We start from the raw sequence: 21,895 nt of genomic DNA, 5'->3' as shown, positions 1-21,895 counted from the left end.
GAAGCCGTCCCTAAACCCGCCGGTCGAGGCGGGTCACCCGGTCGAGCAGCGCGTCGACCACCGCGCGGTGGTCGGCGTCGACGACCACGTCGACGGTCGGGCCGGTGCCGGGGTGCAGGTCGACCACGGTGTTGCCGCGGCTGGGGCCGTCGCCCGCGTCGACGTGGATCCGGGCGGGCCGCGTCGTCATCAGCTCCGGGTGCAGCAGGGCCAGCACCGCGACCGCGTCGTGCACGGGGGTGACCGCGCCGAGGCCGTGCCGGTAGCCGCCCAGCGCCCGCGCGGTCAGCCCGCCGATCCGGCCGGACCCGGCGAGCGCGGCGAGGTCGGCGTCGCCGAGGCCGGTGCGGCGGGTGACGTCCAGCGGCACCAGGGTGGTCGGCACGGGCACGCCGGGGTCGGTCAGCACTCGGTGCGCGGCCTCCGGGTCGAACCACACGTTGAACTCCGCCGCCGGGGTCATGTTGCCCTCGCCGATCGACCCGCCCATCACCACGAGCCGTTCGAGCCGCGCGGCGACCTGGGGAAACATCGCGTAGAACAGGGCCACGTTGGTGAGCGGCCCGACCGCGAACAGGGTGACCGGCTCCGCGGCGGCGGCCACCGTCGCGGCCAGGAACTCGGCCGCCGGCCGGGCGTCGGCCGAGCCGGGCGGCTCCGGCAGCGTGATGCCGCCGAGCCCGTCGTCGCCGTGGGCGCCCTTCTTCTCGCTGACGGGTACGCGTACCAGCGAGCGGGCCGCGCCCGCGGCGACCGCGACGTCGCCCCGGCCGGCCAGGGCGAGCACGGATCTGGCGTTGCGGGTGGTCAGCTCGATGCCGACGTTGCCGCCGACGGTGGTGACGCCGCGCAGGTCGAGTTCGGGGCTGGCGCAGATGGTGAGCAGCGCCATCATGTCGTCGATACCCGGATCGCAGTCGATCATCACAGCGCGCGCCATGCCGCCATCCTCCCCCATCGGGTGATCGGCCGCCGCCCTGTCGCGCTCGCGACCCGCGGTATGCCGATTCGGACGGTTGCCAGACCCGTTGCCCGGCAACAGGGTGTCCCCATGCCCGTGCCCCGCTACGACTCCGCGCCGGTGGACCGCCCGTCCGGCCTGATCCCTCCTCCCGTCGACCTGTCCGGGGTGACCGAGCTGCGCCTGCACGGCGTCGGCGGCACCACCGCGGAGGACCTGCTCGGCGACCTCGCCCCGCAGCAGGTCTCCGGCGATCGCATCGCCGGCTTCTACCGCACCGCCGACCTGCCCACCCGCCACGTCGAGGCCTACTCGTGGGGCGGCCTCACCTCCCGCAGCGGTTCGCGCGTGCTGTGGCTGCTGCTGCTGCCGTTCGCGATGGCCAACCTGGCCGGGTGGATGTGCACGCCGAAGACCCACGGCTCCGGCTGGCGGTTCCGGCTGCACCGCACCTTCGTACGCTGGACCGCGCTGGGCATCACCGTGAACGTGGTGCTGGTCATGGCGATGGGCACCATGGAGCTGCTGGCCTACCAGTGCGGCGGGCGCGACGACTGCGCCGGTGACAACTGGCTGCTGAGCTGGCTGCGCGGCCCGCTGCTGGCCGAGCACGCCGGGCGGCGGGTGCTGATCGGCGCGCTGGTGCCGGTGCTGTTCGTGGCCTTCCTGGCGGTGCTGACCCTGCGCAGCATCAACCGGTACGAGGAGGTCGACCCGCCGTACCAGGTGGGCGACAAGCCGCCGCGGGCCGCGACCAGCGCCGCCCAGCCCAAGCTGACGCTGGCCGACCGCGCCTTCTGGGACGGCCGCCGCAGCGCCTTCGACCTGGGCTGCGCGCACGTCGCCGCGGCGCTGGCCTTCATCGCGCTGGCCCTGGCCTACACGGGCCACGGCATGGTGTCCGGCAGCGACCTGCCCGGACCGGCCGCCCGATGGGCGCTGCTCGCCGCGCTCGGCCTCGGCGGCGCCGCGGTGCTCGGCGCGCTGATCGTGACCGCGCTGGACGCCTGCCGCCGGTGGGCGGCCGGGCTGCTGATCGCCCTGGCCGTCGCCGCGCTGGCCGCCGCGGCCGTGTTCCTGCTGGCCCAGCCCGAGCTGGGGCACCCCTGGGGCTACCTGCCGAACATGCGGTACACCATCAACTTCGCCTTCGGCGGCATCTTCGGCGCGCTCGGGCTGACCCTGGTGTCCACGCTGCTGGGCGGCTGGAAGCGGGGCGTGTTCTTCATCTTCGGCCCGTTCGTGGTGCTCGCGGTCAGCATCGCGCTGCTCAACGCGGTGATGCTGGGCGCGATGCTGCGCATCACCGACCTGTTCGGCGAGGTGAACTCGCTGTCGCTGGTGCCGGTCGTGCCGGCCGCACCCGGCGAGCTGTACGTGTACCCGATCATCACCACGCTGCACCAGTACCTGACCCTGGTTCCGCTGGCCCTGATCCTGCTGTTCGGCGTCTTCGAGCTGATCGCGTACTGGCGGGCCGGCGCGAGCCGCAAGGCCCGCGCGCAGGCCGAGAAGTTCTACGCCGTCGACCGCTACCCCCAGCCCGACGGCGAGCCGCACTGGTACGACAACGCGGCCGCGCAGCGGCGCTGGATCGCGAGCGTGGTGCGGGCCCGGGTGGTCGCGCAGATGCCGCGCCACATCGACCGGCTGCTCACCGCGATGGCGGCCGTCGGCGTGCTCCTGCTGATCGCGATCCAGATCCGCTACTGGGTGTTCCACCAGCTCCCCTGGGGTACGCAGTGGACGGTCACCGCGGGCAGCTACCTCACCGCGGCGCTGCCGATCCTGGTCGTGCTGCTGCTGCGGCGCGGCTGGACCAACCTGGCCAGCCGCCGACGCATCGGCGTGATCTGGGACGTGTGCACGTTCTGGCCGCGCGCGTTCCACCCGCTCGCGCCGCCGTCGTACGCCGAGCGGGCCGTGCCCGAGGTGCAGCGGCGGCTGTGGCGGCTGCACAGCAACGGCGGCAAGGTCGTCGTGGCGGCGCACAGCCAGGGCAGCGTCATCGCCGCGGCCGCGCTGCTGCAGCGGGACAACCTGCCCGCCGACGGCCGGTACGCGCTGGTCACCTTCGGCTCACCGCTGCGCACGCTGTACGGGTGGGCGTTCCCGGCGTACTTCACCGACACCGTGCTGCGCTCGCTGGAGCCGCGGCTGCACGCGTGGCGCAACTTCCACTACGACACCGACTACATCGGCGGGGCGGCGCTGGCCGCCGAGCCGAAGCAGGCCGTGGACGTGCTGCTGCCGGACCCGGAGACCTGCTGGTACATCTACGGCCAGCCGCTGCCGCTGGCCCGGCGGCACACCGGCTACTGGGACGACCCGGCGGTGTGGCGGCAGGTCGACGAGCTGGCCGCGGCACTCGCCGCCGGACCCCAGGTGCCGGTGCAGCCCGGCCCGCCGATGACCGAGAGCGAGGTCGGCCTCTAGCCGTACACCCGCTCGGCCCAGTAGACCTGCCGGTCAGGGCCGACGAACGCGACGGCGATCATGATGTCGGACAGGGCGATCGGGGCGGCGGCCAGGAACCGCCGCTCCGGGTCGCCGTCCGGGATCGGCGAGAACATGGCGACGAAGTCGAACCCGCCGGCAGCGGGCGTCGTCGCCAGGGCCATGCCGCCGTCGCGCCAGGTGTCGTCGTCGATTTGGATGTCGCCCGCGCCCCGCAGCCACGGATACTTCTTCGCGATCCGGTTCTGCACGCCGTCGCCGCCGGACACCACTTCGTGTCCGCTCGTGGAGACACCCCACACCCACGACGGCATGAGGTCGACGCGCCTGTCCACCACGAAGATCATGAACCAGCCGTCTTCACTCCAGTCGGCGCCGCGCCCGGTCGGCGGCCGCCAGGTGATCCGCCCGCCGACTGCCGCCGAGCCCTCGCCGGAGTGGTACTTCACGCCGTGGTACTCACTCCCGGGACGTCCACCGGACGGCAGCTGCTCCGCCGTGGCGGCGAACTCCAGCGCCTCCGGCCCGTACGGCGGCCGTTCATGCCACCAGCGGTAGCCGCCGAACCCGGTGGCCACGAGGACCGCCGCAAGCACCACCGCGAAGATCTTCCGCCCCCGAGACATGCTCGCAGTACACCAGAACGGCGCACGCGGCGCTGTCCCCGTCAGGCCCGGGCCGTCACGCGGCCGCGCTCCGGCCGCGCGAGCCGTAGGCCGGGCCGAAGAACACCAGCAGTGCCAGGTCCTCGGTGACGTCGACGAACCGGTGCTCCTCCCCGGCCGGTACGAAGATGACCGCACCGGGGCCCACTGCGGCCTCGCCGCCCGGTGTCACGATCCGGGCCCGGCCTGCGGTGACCACGTAGACCTCGTCCTCGGTGTGCGGGCTCTGGTCGTCGAGCCCGCCCGCCGGGATGCAGTACGTGCCCACGGACAGGTCGGGTGTCTTCAGATGCTCCACCCAGTCGTTGGCCGTGCCCGCCGGCGGCGGCGTCCACCGCCCGGCCCCCTCGATGATCTGCATGGCGGTCAGCCTAACCAGCAGTCGGGCTCGGACCATGAACACGGCGTCGAGGTCGTCGCTCGCTGCTTCTTGCAAGAAGTTGACCGGCAGCGGCCGCTCCACGGCGCTGCCAGGTCATGAGTCGATCGATGCCCGGTCCCGTGGCACGCCGGTGGCAAGGCCCCTGAACACGCTCACTGGCTGGGCAAACGGATCCAATGTAGCCATCCTGACGCGGCCGCACCAGACCCCCGAAACATCTTGCAACACTTGCGAATTGGGATCTTCACAATCGGCGATTCAGCTGATATCTATATGCGATCGATCGACCCCTGACCCGGAGGACGACTTGACCCGATCGCGCCTGCTGACCCTCACGGCGAGCCTCACCACCGCCTTCACCGTGCTGGTCGCCCTGGCAGCCACCCCCGCCCAGGCTGCTTCCACCGTCCGCTACGTCGCCCTCGGCGACTCCTACTCCTCCGGCGTCGGCGCCGGCAGCTACACCTCCGAGAGCGGCGCGTGCCAGCGCAGCACCAAGGCCTACCCCGCCCTGTGGGCCGCCGCCAACGCCCCCGCCGCGTACGCCTTCGTCGCCTGCTCCGGCGCGACCACCACCAGCGTCACCAGCTCGCAGCTGTCCGCCCTCAGCAGCTCCACCACGCTGGTCAGCATCACCGTCGGCGGCAACGACGTCGGCTTCGCCGACATCATGTCGACCTGCGCCCTCAAGGGCACCACGCAGTGCGTCGCCGCCGTGCAGACCGCCGAGGACAAGGCCCGCGCCAGCCTGCCCGGGCTGCTCGACAACGTCTACAACGCGATCCGCTCCCGCGCCCCCAACGCCCGCGTCGTGGTCCTGGGCTACCCGGTCTTCTACCAGCTCGGCACCGTGTGCGTCGGGCTCAGCGCCACGTCCCACGCGAAGATCAACGAAGGCATCAACCTGGTCGACGACCTCACCCGCACCGCCGCCGGCCGCCACGGGTTCACCTTCGCCGACGTGCGCTCCATCTTCGTCGGCCACCAGCTCTGCAGCGGCGACAAGTGGCTGCACGCCCTCAACTTCGCCAGCCTCGGCATCTCCTACCACCCCATGGCCACCGGCCACTCCGGCGGCTACTACCCCGTCTTCCGCACCGCCGCCGCCTGACGCGCGAAGGGCGCCTTCACCCGCCATGTCGAGTCGAAGGCGCCCTTCGTTCGGCCGTAGACGACGCACCAACCGTCCGCAGTCACCTGGTGAGGTGGGCGGCCAGATTCTCGAACGCCTCGCGCAACCGGTTCTTCTCGTCCGGCGCCTCGCCGAACACGGCAAGCCTGTCCTCGTACGCGTAAACAGGCTGGTACGGAACCTCCACCGCGTGCCAGTACGCCGCCCGCTCCTGTTCGGTCATGCCGGTCGGCAGGCCCGCGAACAGCCGCCGCGCCACCGCGCGGCCGGCATCGGCCTTCTGCCGCTCGGCGAGATCGACCCGCATCGGCACCGGCAGGACGCGGATCCGCGGATACCGTTCCTGGACCTTCGCGGCGGCGGTGGCAGCGCTCTCCATGCCCTGGCGACTGAGGGTGAAGCAGGCCACGAGGGTGTCCGGAAGGTGAGCGGTGCAGATGTCGGCAAGGTCGCCCTGGCCGCTGCAGCCGTCGATCAGGGCGACGTCGTAGTCGCGTCGCAGCTGTGTCCGCACGGCATCGAAGAACCTCGCGCCGTCACCCGCGTGGTAGAACCGGTCCCAGTTCATCGCGCTCAGCGGGGCGGCGTAGTCGGTGTTCTCCCGGCCTGCCGGGAGGAGGTCGATACCGCCGCCGCCGGGAAATCCGCCGTCGACGGCCATGACGTGGCGCGCGACCTGTACCTGATCGCTCAGGGCCGTCGACCGGCGGCTGCCCGTTGCCTGATCCTCGAAACCCCGCACCATGTTGATCACGCCGATCTGCTGCTCGGCAGCCTCCGCCCTCAGGAACGGCCGGAACAGCCGGTGCAGGCCGGGCGACACGAGATTCCAGTCGGCGGCCAGCACTCGCTTGCCGCTGGTGGCGAGAATCCAGGCGACGTTGGCCAGCGCCATGGTGCGCCCGGTTCCACCCTTGACCGAGTGGAACGTGACCACCTGGCCGGTCGACATCCGGTCCATCGATCCTGACTCCGTTCTGGCGAGAGGTCTGCTGGTAGGCGGCACGGCGCTTAGGCCGCGCCGGTAGACGGCTCGAGCGTGGATTCGGGTTGTTGAGCCTGGCCCACGCACCACTGCAGCATGCGTGGCAGCGTCTCCATGGCCGCGAAGTGTCCTTTGCCCACCTGGATCTCGAGTTCCGCGGTCGGCATCTGATCCTTCAGCCAGCGGCTGTGGCTCACGGGCGAGAACGTGTCGCCATCCCCGTGCCACAGCCGCACCGGGGTCTTGATACTGGTCAGCGCGAATCCCCAGGGCTTGCGGAAGGCGAGGACGTCATCGATCCACCCCCACGGCCCTCCTTGCACGGCCTCGCGGTAGGCCTCGTGCAACGGTCGCCTCATGTCCTCGACGATCGCCCAGTCCTGCTCCCCCATCTGCGGTTTCAGGAAGTCCAGCATGGTCTCCGGATCGTCGCGCATTGCCGCCGCCCGATCGGTCAGCGTGTGGATCAGGGCCTCCTCCGTCTGCGTCTCCTCGTACGCTTCGACATTCGAAGGCGCCATTCCGTCAGACCAGTTCAGGCCATCCGCAGTGGCGGGCGCGAGGCTGACCAGCACGGCAGTCCGGGTTACCCGATCGCCGAGCAGCTCCGCGCACGCCAGCGCGTGCGGGCCACCACCCGAGCGGCCCACCACCGCGAACTTCGCCAGCCCCAGCTGATCGGCGATCGCCGCGACGTCGGCGGCGGCGTCGGCCACACTGCGCCCCTGTTTTCGCGTCGAGCTGCCGTATCCCGGCCGGTCGTAACTGATGAGCCAGATCCCCAGACTGTTCAGCAGCATCGAGCGCAGTCGGGGACCAGCCTTGCTGCCCGGTGTGCCGTGCATCAGAACAACCGGACGTCCGTCGCGGGCTCCGGTGGACTCGACCGCCAGCCAACGGCCGTCGGGCGTCTCCACGTACAGCGAGTCCATCACACATCCTCGGTTCGTGATGTCGCGCGGGGATGGCGCGCACAGCGGAACCAGCCGGCGGAGTCGCGGGCGGCGGCTCGGCAGGCCGCCGGCGAGACGACAACCAGCGGTGGCGGTCTGGGGTTCGCTGAACCTACACCGTCGGCAATGGAAAGAACATGACGCCGCCGATGGGCGCGCCGAGGTGCGAGAACCCCTGGCAACTCGACAAATGAACGCGGAGAGTGAACATCGCGTAGCTCAACATTACTTTGACCTCCATGCATCGGATAGCATGAGAGACCCTCACTTCGTCACTGTCGTCGAGGAAGACAAACGGAGGACTCCAGGTTTGCACCACCAACGACTGACCGAGCATGAAGTTGTCCTTCCAGACGGCAGATTGTTGCAGGTGAGCGTCTCGGGCGCCCCGAACGGATCACCGGTCTTCCTGCTGCACGGCACACCCGGCTCCCGGCAGGGGCCCAAACCGCGCAGCAGCGTGCTGTACCGGCTCGGCATCAAGCTGATCTGCTATGACCGGCCGGGATACGGCGGTTCGAACCGGCACCCCGGCCGGCGCGTCGCCGACGCCGCGGCCGACGTCGCCGCGATCGCCGACGACCTCCGCCTGGACCGGTTCTCCGTGGTCGGCCGCTCCGGCGGTGGGCCGCACGCGCTGGCCTGCTCGGCGCTACTGCCCGAGCGGGTGCACCGGACCGCCGTGCTCGTCGGCATCGCGCCGTCCAACGCCGAGGGCCTGGACTGGTTCGACGGCATGGCCCAGGACAACGTGCACGAGTACGAGACCGCCGACAACGACCTGGCCGTCCTCGCCGAGCGGCTGCGGCTGCGCGCGGAACGGGTGCTGCACGACCCGGAGAGCCTGCTGGAGATGCTGCGCAGCCAGATGGCCGAGGCAGACCGGCGCTTCGTCGACCGGATCGCCATCCGGCGCCTGCTCGCCGCCACCTACACCGAAGCGTTGCGCGGCGGTCCGTACGGGTGGTTCGACGATGTGCTGGCCTTTCGTGAGGACTGGGGCTTCAACCTCGACACCATCGGCGGACCGGTGAAACTGTGGCACGGCGAGGACGACACCTTCTCCCCCGCCGGGCACACCCGCTGGCTGGCACGGCAGATCCCGCACGCCGAGGTCCAGGTGCGCACCGACACCGCGCATTTCGGCGCGGTCGAGGTGCTGCCGGAGATTCTCGCCTGGCTGACCGCGCAGCCCGACTACCTGCACCGATAGTCCCGACCCGACCGCCGCCTCACAGCGGGTGCGGATCGATGATGCGGTTGAGGTAGCGCCGTTGGCGCAGTGCCTCGATGATCGGGTGCGTCGGGCCCACCCGCTTCACCAGGCGCTCCAGGACCCGCGCGAGTTGCGCCTCGGCGTCGGCCTCGCCGCGGTCGGCGGCCACCAGCGCGCGGTTGCCCACGCACCGAAGCGTGTTCGGGTGCTCGGGGCCGAGCACCTCCGCCATCCTCGCGGAGACCTCGTCGAGCAGCACCGCGGCCGGTTCGACCGCGCCGGTGGCAGCCAGGCAGATGGCCAGGTTCATCTGCGCCGACAGCGCATACGGATGCATCCGGCCCAGCACCTCGTCGAGGCCGTCGGCCGCGGTCCGGGCCAGTTCCACCGCCCGCTCCGGCTTGCCGGACACCCGGTAGGCGATGGCCAGGTTGTACTGGCACACCAGCACGTGCGGGTGGCGGGGACCCAGGTTCTCCCGGTTCTTCTCGGTGAGCGCCTCCAGTTCCCGCTCGGCGCGGGCGTTCTCCTCCTGCACCAGCAGGCTCAGCGCGAGGCTGAGCCGGCAGGTGAGCGTGTCCGGGTTCTCCGGGCCGACCCGCTCGTTGAGCCGTTCGTACGCCCTCTCGTGCAGGTCCAGCGCCTCCTCGATGTGGCCGGCGCTGCGCAGCGAGATCGCCAGGTTCGACAGCGCGATCAGGACGCCCTTGGCCTCCTCGCCGTGCACGGCCACGTACGACTCGTGCACCGTGCGCAGCATCGCCACCGACCGCTCGTAGTCGCCCCCGTCCCGCACGTCGCGGGCGATGTTGCCGAGCGAGTTGAGGGTGTTGAAGTGGCTCTCCCCGCGCACGATCCGGCTACGCCGGTACACCTGCTCGTCACGGTCGCGGGCGGCGCGGAAGTCGCCCATGAGCCGGTAGGTGGTGGCGAGGTTGTTGAGCGCGGCGAGAGTGCGCGGGTAGTCGTCGCCGAATCTCTCCAGCCAGGACCCGTAGGTGACCGTGTCCCGCTCCAGCGCCTCCTGGTAGCGGCCGAGGCCGCGCAGGTCCGCGGCCAGACCGCCCGCGGTCATCAGCGTGTGCGGGTGCTCGGGACCGAGCAGGCGCTCCTGCTCGGCCAGCACCGCCTCGTTCATGGCCTTCGCCTCCTCCAACAGGCCCTGCTCGCGGAGGATGTTGGCCAGGTTGAAGCGCAGGTGGAGCAGCTGTCGCAGCAGTCGGGTGCGCTCGGCCTCGTCGGTGAGCGTGTCCAGGCGCGCCGCCCAGTTCTGGCTGATCTGCTCGCCGCGGACCCGGCCGGAGGCCAGGTCGCCCAGCAGCCACTGGTAGCGCAGGCGGTCGATGAGCAGCCGTCGCACGCCCTCGTCCGAGCTGTTGATCGCATCGGACACGTCGAGATGCGGCCACAGCAGGCGGAACCGGTGCCACGTCTTCGGGTCGTCGACCTCGCCGTCGGGACGGGCCGCCGCGAGGACCTGCTGCACCTGCCGGCGCGCCTCGACGACCTCCTGCTCGGTCATCCGGGAGCGGACCACGTGCTGCACGACCCGGTGCACCAGGATGTGACCGCCGCGGTCGCGACCCTGGCCGCTCTCGCCGCGCTGGTCGACCCGCAGCAGCGCCAGTCGGTTGATCTGCTGCACCAGGGACTGCCGGACCATGGGCTCGGTGACGCTGGGGTCGAACGGCTCCAGCGCGGCGGCGAGCCGGTCGCTGTAGATGAGTTCCAGCGAGATCTCCGGTGCCAGCACCGAGCACAGCTGGAACAGCCGGTACGCCGCCTGCGAACGCTCGCGAAGCCGGCTCAGCGACAGGTCCCAGGTGCGTTCGACCTCCTCGGACGCGGCCTCCAGCACGGCGCTGGCGCCACGGCTCTGGATCAGCCGCAGATACTCCTCCGGACGGGTGCCGGTGTCGGCGAGCCAGGCGCCCGCGGCCGCGATCGCGATCGGCAGGTCGCCGAGCAGCTCCGCGATCTGGTACGCCTCGTCGGGCACGATCGACGGCACACGCTGGCTGAGGTGGTTGACGCTCTCCCGCCGCTGGAACACGTCGACCTGCATGGGCGTCGCCCACTCGCCCCAGGACGGATTCCGCGACGTGATCAGCACCCGGCCCTGGGTGTACTTGAGCAGCCGCTCCATCGCATCCGGATCCTCGGCGTTGTCGAGGATCAGCAGCCAGCGCAGCTTGCCGCGGCTCAGCGCCTGCAGTACGGCGCGGGCGTTCTCCGGCGTCGAGGACTCCATCGGGATGCTCAGCTGCCCGCCGAGGTCCACCAGCGAGCTCTCGATGTCACCGACCTGATCGGCGTTGATCCACCAGACGACGTCGTAGGACGAACGGAACCGGTGGGCGTACTCGATGGCCAGCTGGGTCTTGCCGATGCCGCCCATGCCCTGCAACGCGATCGGCTGCGCGCCGGACAGCACCACGGTGGCCCGGGCCCGCGCCCGCAGCTGGGCACGCAGCCTGCGCAGGTCGCCCTCGCGGCCGGTGAAACGGGTGTTTCGCGCCGGCACGTTGAACACCCGGCTGTCCTCGCCCGGATAGCGCGGGCTGCCCGCCAGCAGTTCCTCGGCCTCGGTGACGGTCCGGCCGACCAGCGCCATGACCCGCTCGGCGGCGGTGGTGGCGGTGACTCCGGCCAGGAACGCCGAGTGCGAGATCGGGACATTGAGCAGCGGCGGGATGTCGGCGACGTACACCGCCAGGGGCGCCCGGGAGGTGTGGTGGTCCGGGGACACCACGGCAGCCTCGTCGTCCGCGTTGGCCTGCGAGATGATGGTCATGGTACGGGCCGAGCCGGCCGGCGCGTCCTCACCGTCCTCGGTGCCCGACGCCCACGGGTTGTTCACCCGCATGCCGGAGGCGACCAGCATGTTCTCGATCCACTCCGCCCAGACCTGGTCCTCGGGCGCGTAACGCAGGCTCACCTCGTCCTCGATGGCGGTGGGACGGCGCTCGAAGCGGGCGGCGACGCGGCTGCGTACCGCGTCCTCCAGCGGCGGCAGCTCGGCGACCTCGCCCAGGGTGATGTGCGACGTCAGCAGCTCGTACGAATGCAGCAGCGTGCCCAGCGCGCCCGGGTCGTCGCCGAACGTGGCCAGCGACTCCTCGTACGCGTAGTAGGCCTGGTACGGCACCTGCATGGCGCTCCAGTACGCGTGCCGCTCCGCATCGGACATGTCCGCGGGCAGGCCGGTGAACCGCTGCCGGGCGACGGTGCGCCCGGCGTCCGCCTTGCCCTTCTCCGCCGGGTCGACCCGCATCGGCACCGGCAGGATCCGGATGTTGCGCTCGCCGTACTTGCCCTGGATGGTCCGGGCCACCTGCGCCGAGCCGTCGATGCCCTGGTCGCTGAGGGTGAAGCAGTCGACCAGCACATCCGGAAGGTGGATGGTGCAGATGTCGGCGACGTCGCTCAGGCCGGTGCGGCTGTCGATCAGCGTGTAGTCGTAGTGCCGCTTCATGTCCGCGCGCAGCGCGTCGAAGAACTGGCCGCCGTCCTGGTTCTCGTAGAAGTCGTCCCAGTTCATCCCGGCCAGGGTCGAGGCGTACTCGTGGTTCTGCAGGCCCGCGGAGAGGAAGTCCAGCGTCCCGCCGGGCGGGAAGCGGCGCCAGTCCAGCGAGAACGAGTACTTCTGCACGCTGGCATAGGACCCGTAGCGCTCGTGCCAGGTGCCGCTCTCGCCCTGGCGGCGCCCTTCCCGGGTGGTCGCCCACTCGTAGTCGCGGATCAAGTCGATCACCCCGCCGGTGCTGGACAGCACCGTGGCGCCGATGAACGGGGTGAAGAACCGGTGCAGCCCGGGCGACTCGAGGTCCCAATCCACCACCAGGACCCGCTTGCCGTTCGCGGCCAGGATCCAGGCGACGTTGGCCAGCGCCATGGTGCGGCCGGTGCCGCCCTTGTAGGAGTAGAAGGTGACAACCTGACCGTCGCGATTGTCTGTCATCGGTCCTCTCCCACAGTGGGGTCCGGCCCGGGGTCGGCCGGGTCGCCGGTGTCGTCCGGGTCGCGCAGCCGCGGTCGCGGCGTCGGTGGCGGCCCGTCGGGCGGGGGGCGCTCGCTCAGGTAACGCCGCCGGTTGCGGGCCACCACCTTGCTGATGTTCTGCTCGAACTCGAGTGCCTCACGCGTCAGCTTGCTGCCCTGTGCCGCACTCGCCATGCTCATCGCCTCCCGCGCCAGATCCGAGCCACGTCCGGCGTACTGCGGGTCGTTGCGGTCGACGACGACCATCAGGGTCACCCACTGCCGCGACACCGCGATCTCGACGGCGGCCTGCAACCGCCTGCGGCCGTCCTCGCGGGCGAGGATCCACGGGTCGATCAGGATCACGCCCGGATACATCACGAGCAGGTGATCCCGGTCGGCGAAGTCGACGATCCGGTCCGGCATCCGGAACTGCCGGGCGACCTGTGCCGTCCGGTCGGCGATGCCGAGCAGCTGGCTGGTGCGGTACGGCCGCCAGAGCACGCTGTGCAACCCGTAGCAGGCGGGCAGCCGCTGCGCCGGGAGCTCCCCCTCCGAGGGTGCCACCACGGCGATCACGAACGGCGTGGTGGCGTCCGCGGGCGCCTCGCCCGGCAGCTCGGCCTCGGCGACCGGCTCGGCGGCGACCGGCAGTGGCTGGTGCGCCGCGGCGACGATCCGTCCGGCGAGCCGCCGCACCACCGCGTCGTAGTGTTCCCGGTGCTCGCTGAGCCGGCGCATCGCCTCCAGCCCGTGCCGGGCGTACTCCGGGAAGTCCTCGCCCAGTTCCAGCGACCGGGACAGGTCGGAGACGTGCCCGGTGGCGCTCACCGGCGTCCAGAGCACCGCCTGGATGCGCCACCAGGGCGGGCTGTCCGACCCGTTCATCACCCGTTGCAGGAAGGTGGCCCTCTCCCGGCGGGTCGTCGAACGTTCGAGATATTCCGGCGAGTACAGCGGGACCAGGACCCGGGCGGAGCCGAGGGCCCGTGCCACGGCGGTGTCGCGCTCGGGTCCGCGCGGCAGGAAGTCCGCGAACCCCTGCCCGAGCTCCCCGCCCGGCTGCAGCCGGCCCGCCCGGCGCGCCTCGTGGGCGACCTGCGCCTGCAGCTCCTTGAAGAACATGCGCACCCAGTGCTCGCCCGCCGCCGACGGCGGGCGGGCGTAGCTGAGGAAGAAACATATCTCCGGCGCGGATTCGGCGGCCGTCACGAGCCCGCCCACTCGCGCGGGCGGTCGGCCTGCGCGGCCCGTGGTGCCTCACCGCCGGCGCTGTGGCACGACGATCGGGACACCTGGGCAGCCGTGGACGTCCCGCCGCGCATTCGGCACTCCCGTCATCCGGCTACGCGCCAGCATAGAGGGAATAGTCTAGTGCCGATATCTACGTCTGTACATGAATGAACTTAACGATCACTCAACCAGTCGGCGGCGAAATCCACTGCGGCACGGATGTCGATGAGCCTGGCCTCGGCGTCGCCGAACGCCCTACGGCGCACGAATGGTCTGCCGTCCATTGCCGCGCCCAGCTCCGGGAATGAGCTGTCGTCCAGATCGGCCCCGAGGAAGTCGTGTCCCACGCGCCGGCCCCCGACGTTGACATAACACCGGTACCACCGGGTCGGCCGGGGGGTGCGCAGGCGGTATTCGGCCAGGTGAAGGGCGGTGCAGGCCTCGTAGCCGACGCCGAGCAGCAGGGTCACCGCACCGGCCGCATACAGACCCGCCAGCGGGGACTGCTCGCCCAGATGGCTCTCCATGAGGTGCCCCGCCGTCAGCGACTCCGCACGGGGACCGAGTGCGGCGAAAGAGGTCTGCGGGTGGGCACTGCGCATCGCGCCGGGATGACGCCGCACGTGTTCGGCGAACGCGCCCATCCCATACGATGGAGTCGCATCGCGGTCGAAGCCTTTCAACGCCGATTCATATGCGGCCCGACCGGCGGCGTCCATGCCTTCGGTGGCCACGCGGAATGCGCGACTCGTCGTTGAATTGTCCGCCGTCTGCGTCGGCACGACGACCGTCGCCCGCGGACCGATGACCTCGCGTACCGCGTCCAGCAGCGCAGCCGGCCCGCCGTCGACCCGGCCGAGCCGCCGCAGGGAGCAGTGGATCAACACGTCCCGCCCCGCGGGCAGGCCCAGCGCGGCCAGATCCCGCACCAGACTCGCCTGATCGTGGGCCGTGCGCAGCCGCGTCGCGGTCAGACCGCCCATCCGGCCACCGCCCGGGCCATCGCCTCCACCAGCCGCGCGCCGGGCGCGGTGAGCGCACCGCTGCGCAGCAGCACGTCCAGCCCCGCCTCGCTCCAGGCACGATAGTCCAGGTAGTGCTCGCGCGCCTTGGCGGACTGATCCGCGCGGCGCCGCCACATGTCCGCCACCGCGATGTGCGCGTAGGTACCCTGCAGCACGCCCTCCAGCGGGCGCGGATCCGCCCGCCACGGAATGACGAACCGCTCGGTGCGACGCGGATCGAGCAGTTCGCACATGTCCAGCAGCGCGCCCAGCTTCCCGTGCTGGAACTCGTGCACCAGGATCACCGCGAGCTCGGCGGGCTCGGCCAGCACCGAGGCCACCGAGCCGAAGGCGTCCCGGGACGTGGAGGCCCGCATCAGTCCGCCCGGTTCGGCCACCAGCGGCGCCACCGTACGCAGCCCGAGCTGCAGACCCGGCACGTACTCCGCGGCGTCGTCGCGGATGAGCCGCCAGGCCTGCGTGAGGTGCTCGCGCCAGCACAGGTCCTCCGCCGCGGAGATCCGCTCAGCGGGCGTCCACTGGTGGCAGTCCCGGTAGGGATCGCCGTCCTCGATGAGCACGGCCAGTCCGGCGGTCTCCAGCAACCGCGCGGGCTGCCACGCCAGACCGGCCGTGGCGATGTCGTCGATGTCCACTTCGACGGTCCCCGCGCGCAGGATGAATCCCCGCCCGGTCGACGAGAGCCGCGCAACGTCGCCCGCCGGCGAAGGCAGATACCCGGTGCCCACCGTCGGCAGGTGCACTCGGCCTGCGAAGACCGGCACCTGCAGCTCCGTCTCCAGCCCAGCGCGCAACGCGGCAGCAGCGGCCAGGGAGTTCAGATAGCCGGCGTCGTCGCGCCCGGTTCCGCCGCGCGGAGCGAGCGCCATGGCCGCGGGAGCCGTTTCCTCACGGGCCGTCAGGCAGCGCACCGCCCATGCCCGCACGTAGGGGTGGGCCAGCACCGCGCCGACCGCCTCCGGGTGCTCACCGTCCAGCCACTGCAGCACCTTCCAGCCCTCACCGGCGTACGGGTGTGGACCAGCGTCCGCCACCCGCTTCAACAGCTTGAGTGTCATCAGCAGCTGGGTGTCGGCGAGTTCCAGCATGGTTGCCTCGTCACCGAACCCGGATCCGATCTGGTCGATCAGCTCGGACAGCGGATCTGCGCCGGACAGCGCGGCGGCAGACCCGGCCGCTGGTGCGACGGAGGTATTCATGATCTGGATGAACTCCTTCAGATCCGCACAGAACACGGACGGGTTATCGAAACCGCTGCCGGTGCGGTATCGGTGAGCGAACAGCCCGCCACCGCATTGGCGCACCACCGGGCACGCCTGGCACTCGGCGCTGAGCTGCTCGACACCGCCCTGCCGCCGGACTATCTCGGGTAGGACCGCGACCTCGTCCACGCTGTGCGTGAACACGGTGAGCCCGGTGGCGGGACCGCCCTCGAAAGCGATCTTGAGTGAGTCGCCCTGCTCCCACTCGCCGTCGGTCTCCACGACCGCAAGGTCCACCGGGTCCAGGCCCAGCTGCTCGCCGCCGCTGGGACCGCCTACGGCGGTGGACAGGACGGAGTCGAACATCCGGATCGGGACCGGGCGGCCGTCCGCGGTCCACCGGTCGTAGATCCGGCGCAGCCAGGTGGCGTACGGCGTGCGGTCGCCGTCGGGCCGCAGTGGCGGCGCGTCCCAGGTCGCATGCGGCAGCAGCAGGTCGAGGCGCGGCGGCTCCTCGGCGAGCAGGGCCTCGTACACAGCGATCGGGTCCGCGCGAACATCGATCGTGCAGAGAATGCCCGCGTAGAGCCGCCGGTACTCCGGACGACGCAGCAGCGCCAGGGCATTGCGGACCTTGTCGTAGCTGCTGGCGCCGTTGGCGTAGCGGCGATGCAGGTCGTTGGCGGCGCGGTCGCCGTCGAGCGAGACGCCGACCATGACATCGTGCTCGGCGAGCACCTCGCAGAAGGCCTCGGACAACAGCACGCCGTTGGTCTGCATACGAAGGTCGAGCTTGGTCACCGGATCGATCGCGGCACGCAGACCGGCCAGTCGCTCACCCAGCGTGGCGGGTCCGAGCAGGAGCGGCTCGCCACCGTGGATCACCACCCGGACGCTGTGGAGCCGGTGCGCGGCCGCGTGTTCGGCGATTCGCTCAGCGGTGACCCGCAAAGTCTCCGGGGACATCGCTCTGGGCCGCCGCTGCCAGCTCTGGTCGGCGTGCTCGTACATGTAGCAGTGATCACACGCCAGGTCACAACGGCTATGGACCTTGAGCACGAACTGGCTCAAGGTCCATAGCCGCGATGTCGCCGATGCGGCCGGCATGAAGTTCAGATCGACGACTGGAAGGCGGCCACCACCAGGGTCTGCGCACGTGGCTGAGGATCGGCGACGCGACGTGCGGCGTCCTCGGCGATCCGGTCGGACTGGGCGGTGCGGGTATGCAACCGCCTGAGATTTTCGAACGAGCCCGCCTTGCTCTCAGCCCGCACGGTTGTCTTCACTGGTTCTCCCAACGATGGTCACAGAGATCGACCAAGCGCATCACGTCTGCATTGCGATACACATAGATGTCAGATCACGGTTAGGTCACATCCGCGACCTCACGGCCAGTATGGGGTCTACACACCACCGTCCGCGCTAGAATCGCCGAGCTCAGCACTCACACGAGGCGTCCGGCGCGAGAATGCACCCCCGAGTGTGACGCAGGGTGACCGAACGGGTTAGCCCGACATCGCCCAAGATCTCTTTCCGGGCCGATCATGCTATCGACTTTCGTTGATTGCATGTGTTGCCATGGAGGACGTCCGGACTCGGTGCGACCGGTGGGTGAAGGTGATCTCAACTAGACGTCGGTGGGCCGTCGTATCCATGGTCGGCCCGGTGACATTCTCCGGGGCGTGGGCGCTGTGCCAGGGCGTTTTCGGCCTCACTTCCGACATGGGATCCGCCATCGCGGGTGCCGTCATGGCCGTGATCACGCTGCCGCTCGCGGCCTGGGCGGCGGAGACCGCCGATCCCGCCGACGGCCGGCCGGGCGAGGACCAGCCGTCATCCGCGGACGGCGGTCAGCCCGAACCACTGGCGACCGTGCGATCGGGCTATCTGGACCGGATGCGGCAGCGCTATCGGGAGCTGGACATCGGTGTGCTGACGCCCCGACCCGAGCGGGACGAGAATCCGCCCGTCTCGCTGGCCGAGATCTTCGTCGGGCCGTCCGCACAGGCCGACCCGCCGCTGCTGGAACTGCCCCGCGAACTGGTGCTCCAGCTCGCGGCGGACGAGACGGCGCCCGTCCGCCACCTGCCGGAGGGCATCGACCACGCCGACCTGGAACGCGCCCGGCAGGCGTTCCAGCAGCGGCAGGCCGCCCCGGTGCTGGACCTGCTGGCCGGCGACGGCCACCGGCTCATGGTGTTGGGTGACGCCGGGGCGGGCAAGTCCACCCTGGCGAGATACGTCGCGCTCACCCTGGCCGACGACGACCCGGACGGCTCGCTGCGGGCCCTGTCGGGGTGGCTGCCGGTGCTGGTCGAGCTGCGCAAATTCACCCAGCGCGGCGGTGGGACCTTTCTCGACTTCCTGGACCACCTGCATCACAAGGAGGGCGCCGGACTGCCCAAGCAGCAGCTGGAGCAGTATCTCGCCGAGGACGGCCGAGCGCTCGTCATCTTCGACGGTCTGGACGAGGTGTTCGACCCCGACACCCGGGAGCAGACCGCGCAGGAGATCGCGTGGTTCGCCGAGCGCTTCCCCCGCACCCGCGTCGTCGTCACGTCCCGGCCGCTGGACGACCAGAGCACGGTGCTGCCGGGGTTCACCCGGCACAAGCTGGCCGACCTCGACCGCGACCAGATCGGGGCGTTCGTCACCCGGTGGTACCGCGCGACCTTTCCCCAGGACCCGGCGAAGGCCGCCCGGCTGACCGGCAGTCTGCTGACGGCCATCGACGGCTCCGCGGCGGTGCGGGAGCTGGCGGGCAATCCCCTGCTGCTCACCATTCTCGCCATCATGGGCAGGCGCCGGAAGTTGCCTCGCGACCGCGTCTCCGTCTACCGCCACGCGGTGGGCGTGCTGGTGGAGCAGTGGGATCGGGGCAAGCAGCTGCGTCCACCGCAGGCAGACCGGGCGCTGCCCTTCCTCAACGCGCGAGACCGCTTGCAGCTGCTGCGGCTGGTCGCGCGGCGGATGCAGCACGCGCCGGGGGGCCTGGCCGGCAATTTCATCTCCGAACCGGAGCTGATCGACGAGATAACCGGCTACCTGCGCAGCCGCGACAGCGGCCTCACCGTCGACCGTGCCAAGTATGCCGCCAACGCGATGCTGCGGCAGTTCCACGAACGCAACTTCATCCTCAGCCAGTTCGGCGACGACGTGTACGGCTTCGTGCACCGCTCGTTCCTCGAGTACCTCGTCGCCGACGACATCTGCCAGCGGTTCAACGACGAACACAGCATCACCGAGACCGAACTCGTCGAGGACCTCTTCGGCACCCGCTGGCGCGACCCGGCCTGGCACGAGGTGCTCGTGCTGACCGCCGGCCTGCTCCACGAGCGGATGGCGGCGCGGGCGGTGGCGCGCATGCTGGCCGCCGACCCGCACTGGGCCGCCGATGACCATGCCGAACCGCAGCACGTGCTGCTGGCCATCCGGTGCCTCGGCGAGCTGGGCCGCACCGGCGTGGCCGCGGCCGACGCCTGCCGGGCCGCGGTCGACCAGGTCATCAGGGTGCTCACGGTGGCGCACCGGCGGGTGGCTCATGACTTCGACGACGCGCTGAACCGCGCGGTCGAACGGAGTGCGCTGCCGGTCCTCGCGGCGTCCGCTGGGCACTGGCCGGGGCGGGAACGCTACCTGGCCTGGTACACCCGCAGCGGGCTCGTCGACACCGACGATCCGACCACCAGCGCGCTGGCCACCCGGCTGGCCTTGGCGCTGCTCGGCGACGACCCGGCGCTGTACCAGTTCCTGCGCACCAAGGCCTACCACGGCTGGAGCGTCCATCACCGGCAGGCGGCGGTATGGGCCGTCGCGACGGCCTGGTCGGACGACGCCGACGGGGTGGCCCTGGTCCGGGACCGGGCCGGCACCGATCCGGACCCGGCGGTGCGGCTCACCGCCGTGCAGGCCATCGCCGCCGCGCGGCCCGACGACCCGCAGACCGCGGCCCTGCTGCGCCGGACCGCCGTCGCCGACCGCCACGAGGAGGTCCGCCGATCCGCCCTGCACGCGATCGCCCACGGCCGCCGCGAGGATCCCGGCACCCTGCGCCTGCTGCGTGAACTGGCCGAGGAGTCCGCGTCCGGCCACGTACGGCATGCCGCCGTGCAGGCGGTGGCCGACTACACGTCCGGTGACCCGTCGACGGTCGAACGGCTGCGCCGGTGGGCCGTCGAGGACGAGTCGGAGGACGTGCGCGCGACCGCGCTGCGGGCGGTCGCCGCGATCCGTCCGCGTGACATCGCGACGCTGCGGCTGCTGCGCACCCGCGCGGAGATCGACGGCAGCATCGACGTCCGCCGCGCCGCGACGAAGCTCGTCGCCGAAGGCTGGCGCACCGACCTGGTGACGCTGCCCTGGCTGCGTGCCCAGGTCGACGACCGGAACCCTGGCATCCGGCAGACCGCGCTGCAGGCGATCGCCGCCGGTTGGCCCGAGCGGGCCGACACGTCGGCGCTGCTGGCCGACCGCGCCGCCGACGACCCCAGCGCCGACGTGCGGGAGGCCGCGATCGACGCGCTGCACACGGTCGGGGTCGGCGACGTCGAGCTGCCCGAGCGGCTGCGCGCCATCGCCGCCTACGACCCGAGCCCGGAGGTTCGTCAGGCGGCGGTCCGGGCCGTCGCCGACCCGCGCCGCGAGGATCCGCGTACGCTGCCCTGGCTGCGCCAGGTCGCGGACACCGCCGCCGACGAGCAGGTCCGCCGGACCGCGGTGCGGATGATCGCCGATGCCCGGACGCCCTCGCCCGACACGTCGGCCTGGCTGCGGGAGAAGGCGTCCGGTGACGACTCCCTCGGGGTACGCCGGGCCGCACTGCAGACCGTCGCTGCGGGCCGGCGCGACAACGCGACCCGGCTGTGGCTGCACGACCGCACCGTGGAGGACCCCGACGCCGACGTGCGGCACGCCGCCGTGCAGGCGATCGTCGCCGGGTGGCCGGGTGACCTCCGTACCCTGGCCTGGCTGCGCGAGTTGGCCCTGGCCGACCGGAGCGCGCACGTGCGCCGGGCCGCCCTGCGCGCGATCGCCGCGCACTGGCGCGACGACCCGGACACGCCGGTGTTCCTGCGTGAGCGGATGAGCGGCGACCCGCGGGAGAACGTGCGCCGGGCCGCGGTCTGGAGCCTCGCCAACGGCTGGCCCGACGACGACGCGACCCTGCCCGCGCTGCGTGACAGCACCGCCGACCGGCACCACCACGTCCGCACGGCCGCGGTGCAGGCGCTGGCCGCGGACTGGCACGACCACCCCGGCACCCTGCCGCTGCTGCGCGAACGCGCCGTCGCCGACCCGGACGGCTACGTCCGGCACACCGCGCTGCAGGCCATCGCCGCGCACCGGCACGACGACCCCGCCACGCTGACCCTCCTGGTCGAGCGGGCCGCAGCCGACGAACGCCCGCCCGTGCGGCTGGAGTTGCTGCGCACCGTCGTGCTCGGCTGGACGTACGACGACCGGAGCCTGTCGCTGACCATCGACCGCGCGACCCGTGACACTCATCCCGCGGTCCGGCAGGCCGCCACACAGGCGCTCGCCGACCGCTGGCCCGACCAGCCGAGTGCGCTGACCGCGCTGCGCGAACGCGCCGACACCGACTCCGACGAGGAGGTGCGCCACACTGCGGCGCTCGCGCTGGCCGCCCGCCCGACCGACCCCGCGGCCTGAGCCCGGACCGGCATCACGCCGCGCGCGGCCGGC

The 21,895-nt window shown here is 71.4% G+C and carries 14 protein-coding genes; 4 read left to right on the top strand and 10 right to left on the bottom strand.

Features of this window, described 5'->3' with window-relative positions:
* Positions 1-10: 10 nt before the first annotated feature.
* Entirely contained in the window at positions 11-940 is a 930-nt protein-coding gene (locus tag F9C41_RS32265; protein WP_155390584.1) for a nucleoside hydrolase, read from the bottom strand.
* Between the two features lie 111 nt (positions 941-1,051).
* Here F9C41_RS32265 and F9C41_RS32260 point away from each other — a divergent pair, with 111 nt between their 5' ends.
* Complete coding sequence (locus F9C41_RS32260) at positions 1,052-3,397, top strand: hypothetical protein (RefSeq protein WP_155390583.1); 2,346 nt, start codon at positions 1,052-1,054, stop codon at positions 3,395-3,397.
* Here the strand turns inward: F9C41_RS32260 and F9C41_RS32255 are convergent.
* Together F9C41_RS32255 and F9C41_RS32250 are read right to left on the bottom strand one after the other, a co-directional pair.
* The gene (locus tag F9C41_RS32255; protein ID WP_155390582.1) at positions 3,394-4,044 is read right to left on the bottom strand and encodes a hypothetical protein; all 651 of its coding nucleotides are present in this window, start codon (positions 4,042-4,044) and stop codon (positions 3,394-3,396) included. The two genes, F9C41_RS32260 and F9C41_RS32255, sit on opposite strands and share 4 nt — an antisense overlap.
* Positions 4,045-4,099: 55 nt before the next feature.
* Positions 4,100-4,444: a cupin domain-containing protein gene (locus F9C41_RS32250; RefSeq protein WP_155390581.1), complete on the bottom strand. Its 345-nt coding sequence runs from the start codon at positions 4,442-4,444 to the stop codon at positions 4,100-4,102.
* 328 nt (positions 4,445-4,772) lie between these two features.
* Here F9C41_RS32250 and F9C41_RS32245 point away from each other — a divergent pair, with 328 nt between their 5' ends.
* On the top strand, positions 4,773-5,576 hold the full coding sequence (locus F9C41_RS32245) for an SGNH/GDSL hydrolase family protein (protein ID WP_155390580.1): 804 nt from the start codon (positions 4,773-4,775) through the stop codon (positions 5,574-5,576).
* An 82-nt stretch (positions 5,577-5,658) separates the two neighbouring features.
* Here the strand turns inward: F9C41_RS32245 and F9C41_RS32240 are convergent, their stop codons facing one another.
* Both F9C41_RS32240 and F9C41_RS32235 read right to left on the bottom strand, forming a co-directional pair.
* Complete coding sequence (locus tag F9C41_RS32240; RefSeq protein ID WP_407924758.1) at positions 5,659-6,549, bottom strand: ParA family protein; 891 nt, start codon at positions 6,547-6,549, stop codon at positions 5,659-5,661.
* 59 nt (positions 6,550-6,608) lie between these two features.
* Positions 6,609-7,514: an alpha/beta fold hydrolase gene (locus F9C41_RS32235; RefSeq protein ID WP_155390578.1), complete on the bottom strand. Its 906-nt coding sequence runs from the start codon at positions 7,512-7,514 to the stop codon at positions 6,609-6,611.
* Positions 7,515-7,845: 331 nt separating this feature from the next.
* Between F9C41_RS32235 and F9C41_RS32230 the strand changes: the two genes are divergently transcribed.
* On the top strand, positions 7,846-8,748 hold the full coding sequence (locus F9C41_RS32230; protein WP_407924757.1) for an alpha/beta fold hydrolase: 903 nt from the start codon (positions 7,846-7,848) through the stop codon (positions 8,746-8,748).
* A gap of 19 nt (positions 8,749-8,767) precedes the next feature.
* Here the strand turns inward: F9C41_RS32230 and fxsT are convergent, their stop codons facing one another.
* The 5 genes from fxsT to F9C41_RS32205 form a co-directional block, all read right to left on the bottom strand.
* Complete coding sequence (gene fxsT / locus F9C41_RS32225) at positions 8,768-12,712, bottom strand: FxSxx-COOH system tetratricopeptide repeat protein (RefSeq protein ID WP_155390576.1); 3,945 nt, start codon at positions 12,710-12,712, stop codon at positions 8,768-8,770.
* Positions 12,709-13,944 (bottom strand): FxsC protein, encoded by a 1,236-nt coding sequence (fsxC, locus tag F9C41_RS32220; protein WP_155390575.1) that lies wholly within the window; start codon positions 13,942-13,944, stop codon positions 12,709-12,711. The genes fxsT and fsxC overlap by 4 nt, the downstream gene beginning before the upstream one ends.
* A 194-nt stretch (positions 13,945-14,138) precedes the next feature.
* A complete protein-coding gene (locus F9C41_RS32215; protein ID WP_155390574.1) occupies positions 14,139-14,948 on the bottom strand; it encodes an AAC(3) family N-acetyltransferase in 810 nt (269 codons plus the stop codon).
* Positions 14,936-17,299: an FxsB family cyclophane-forming radical SAM/SPASM peptide maturase gene (locus F9C41_RS32210; RefSeq protein WP_155390573.1), complete on the bottom strand. Its 2,364-nt coding sequence runs from the start codon at positions 17,297-17,299 to the stop codon at positions 14,936-14,938. The genes F9C41_RS32215 and F9C41_RS32210 overlap by 13 nt, the downstream gene beginning before the upstream one ends.
* A gap of 5 nt (positions 17,300-17,304) precedes the next feature.
* Positions 17,305-17,478, bottom strand: coding sequence for a hypothetical protein (locus F9C41_RS32205; protein WP_155390572.1), 174 nt, complete (start codon positions 17,476-17,478; stop codon positions 17,305-17,307).
* Positions 17,479-17,914: 436 nt separating this feature from the next.
* Between F9C41_RS32205 and F9C41_RS32200 the strand changes: the two genes are divergently transcribed.
* Positions 17,915-21,862: a HEAT repeat domain-containing protein gene (locus tag F9C41_RS32200; protein ID WP_196280050.1), complete on the top strand. Its 3,948-nt coding sequence runs from the start codon at positions 17,915-17,917 to the stop codon at positions 21,860-21,862.
* The last annotated feature ends 33 nt before the right edge of the window (positions 21,863-21,895 follow it).

This window comes from Catellatospora paridis, from assembly GCF_009720365.1.
Taxonomy (GTDB): domain Bacteria; phylum Actinomycetota; class Actinomycetes; order Mycobacteriales; family Micromonosporaceae; genus Catellatospora; species Catellatospora paridis.
The sequence above is the reverse complement of the archived record's forward strand: the minus strand, read 5'-3'. Positions and strand labels throughout refer to the sequence as shown.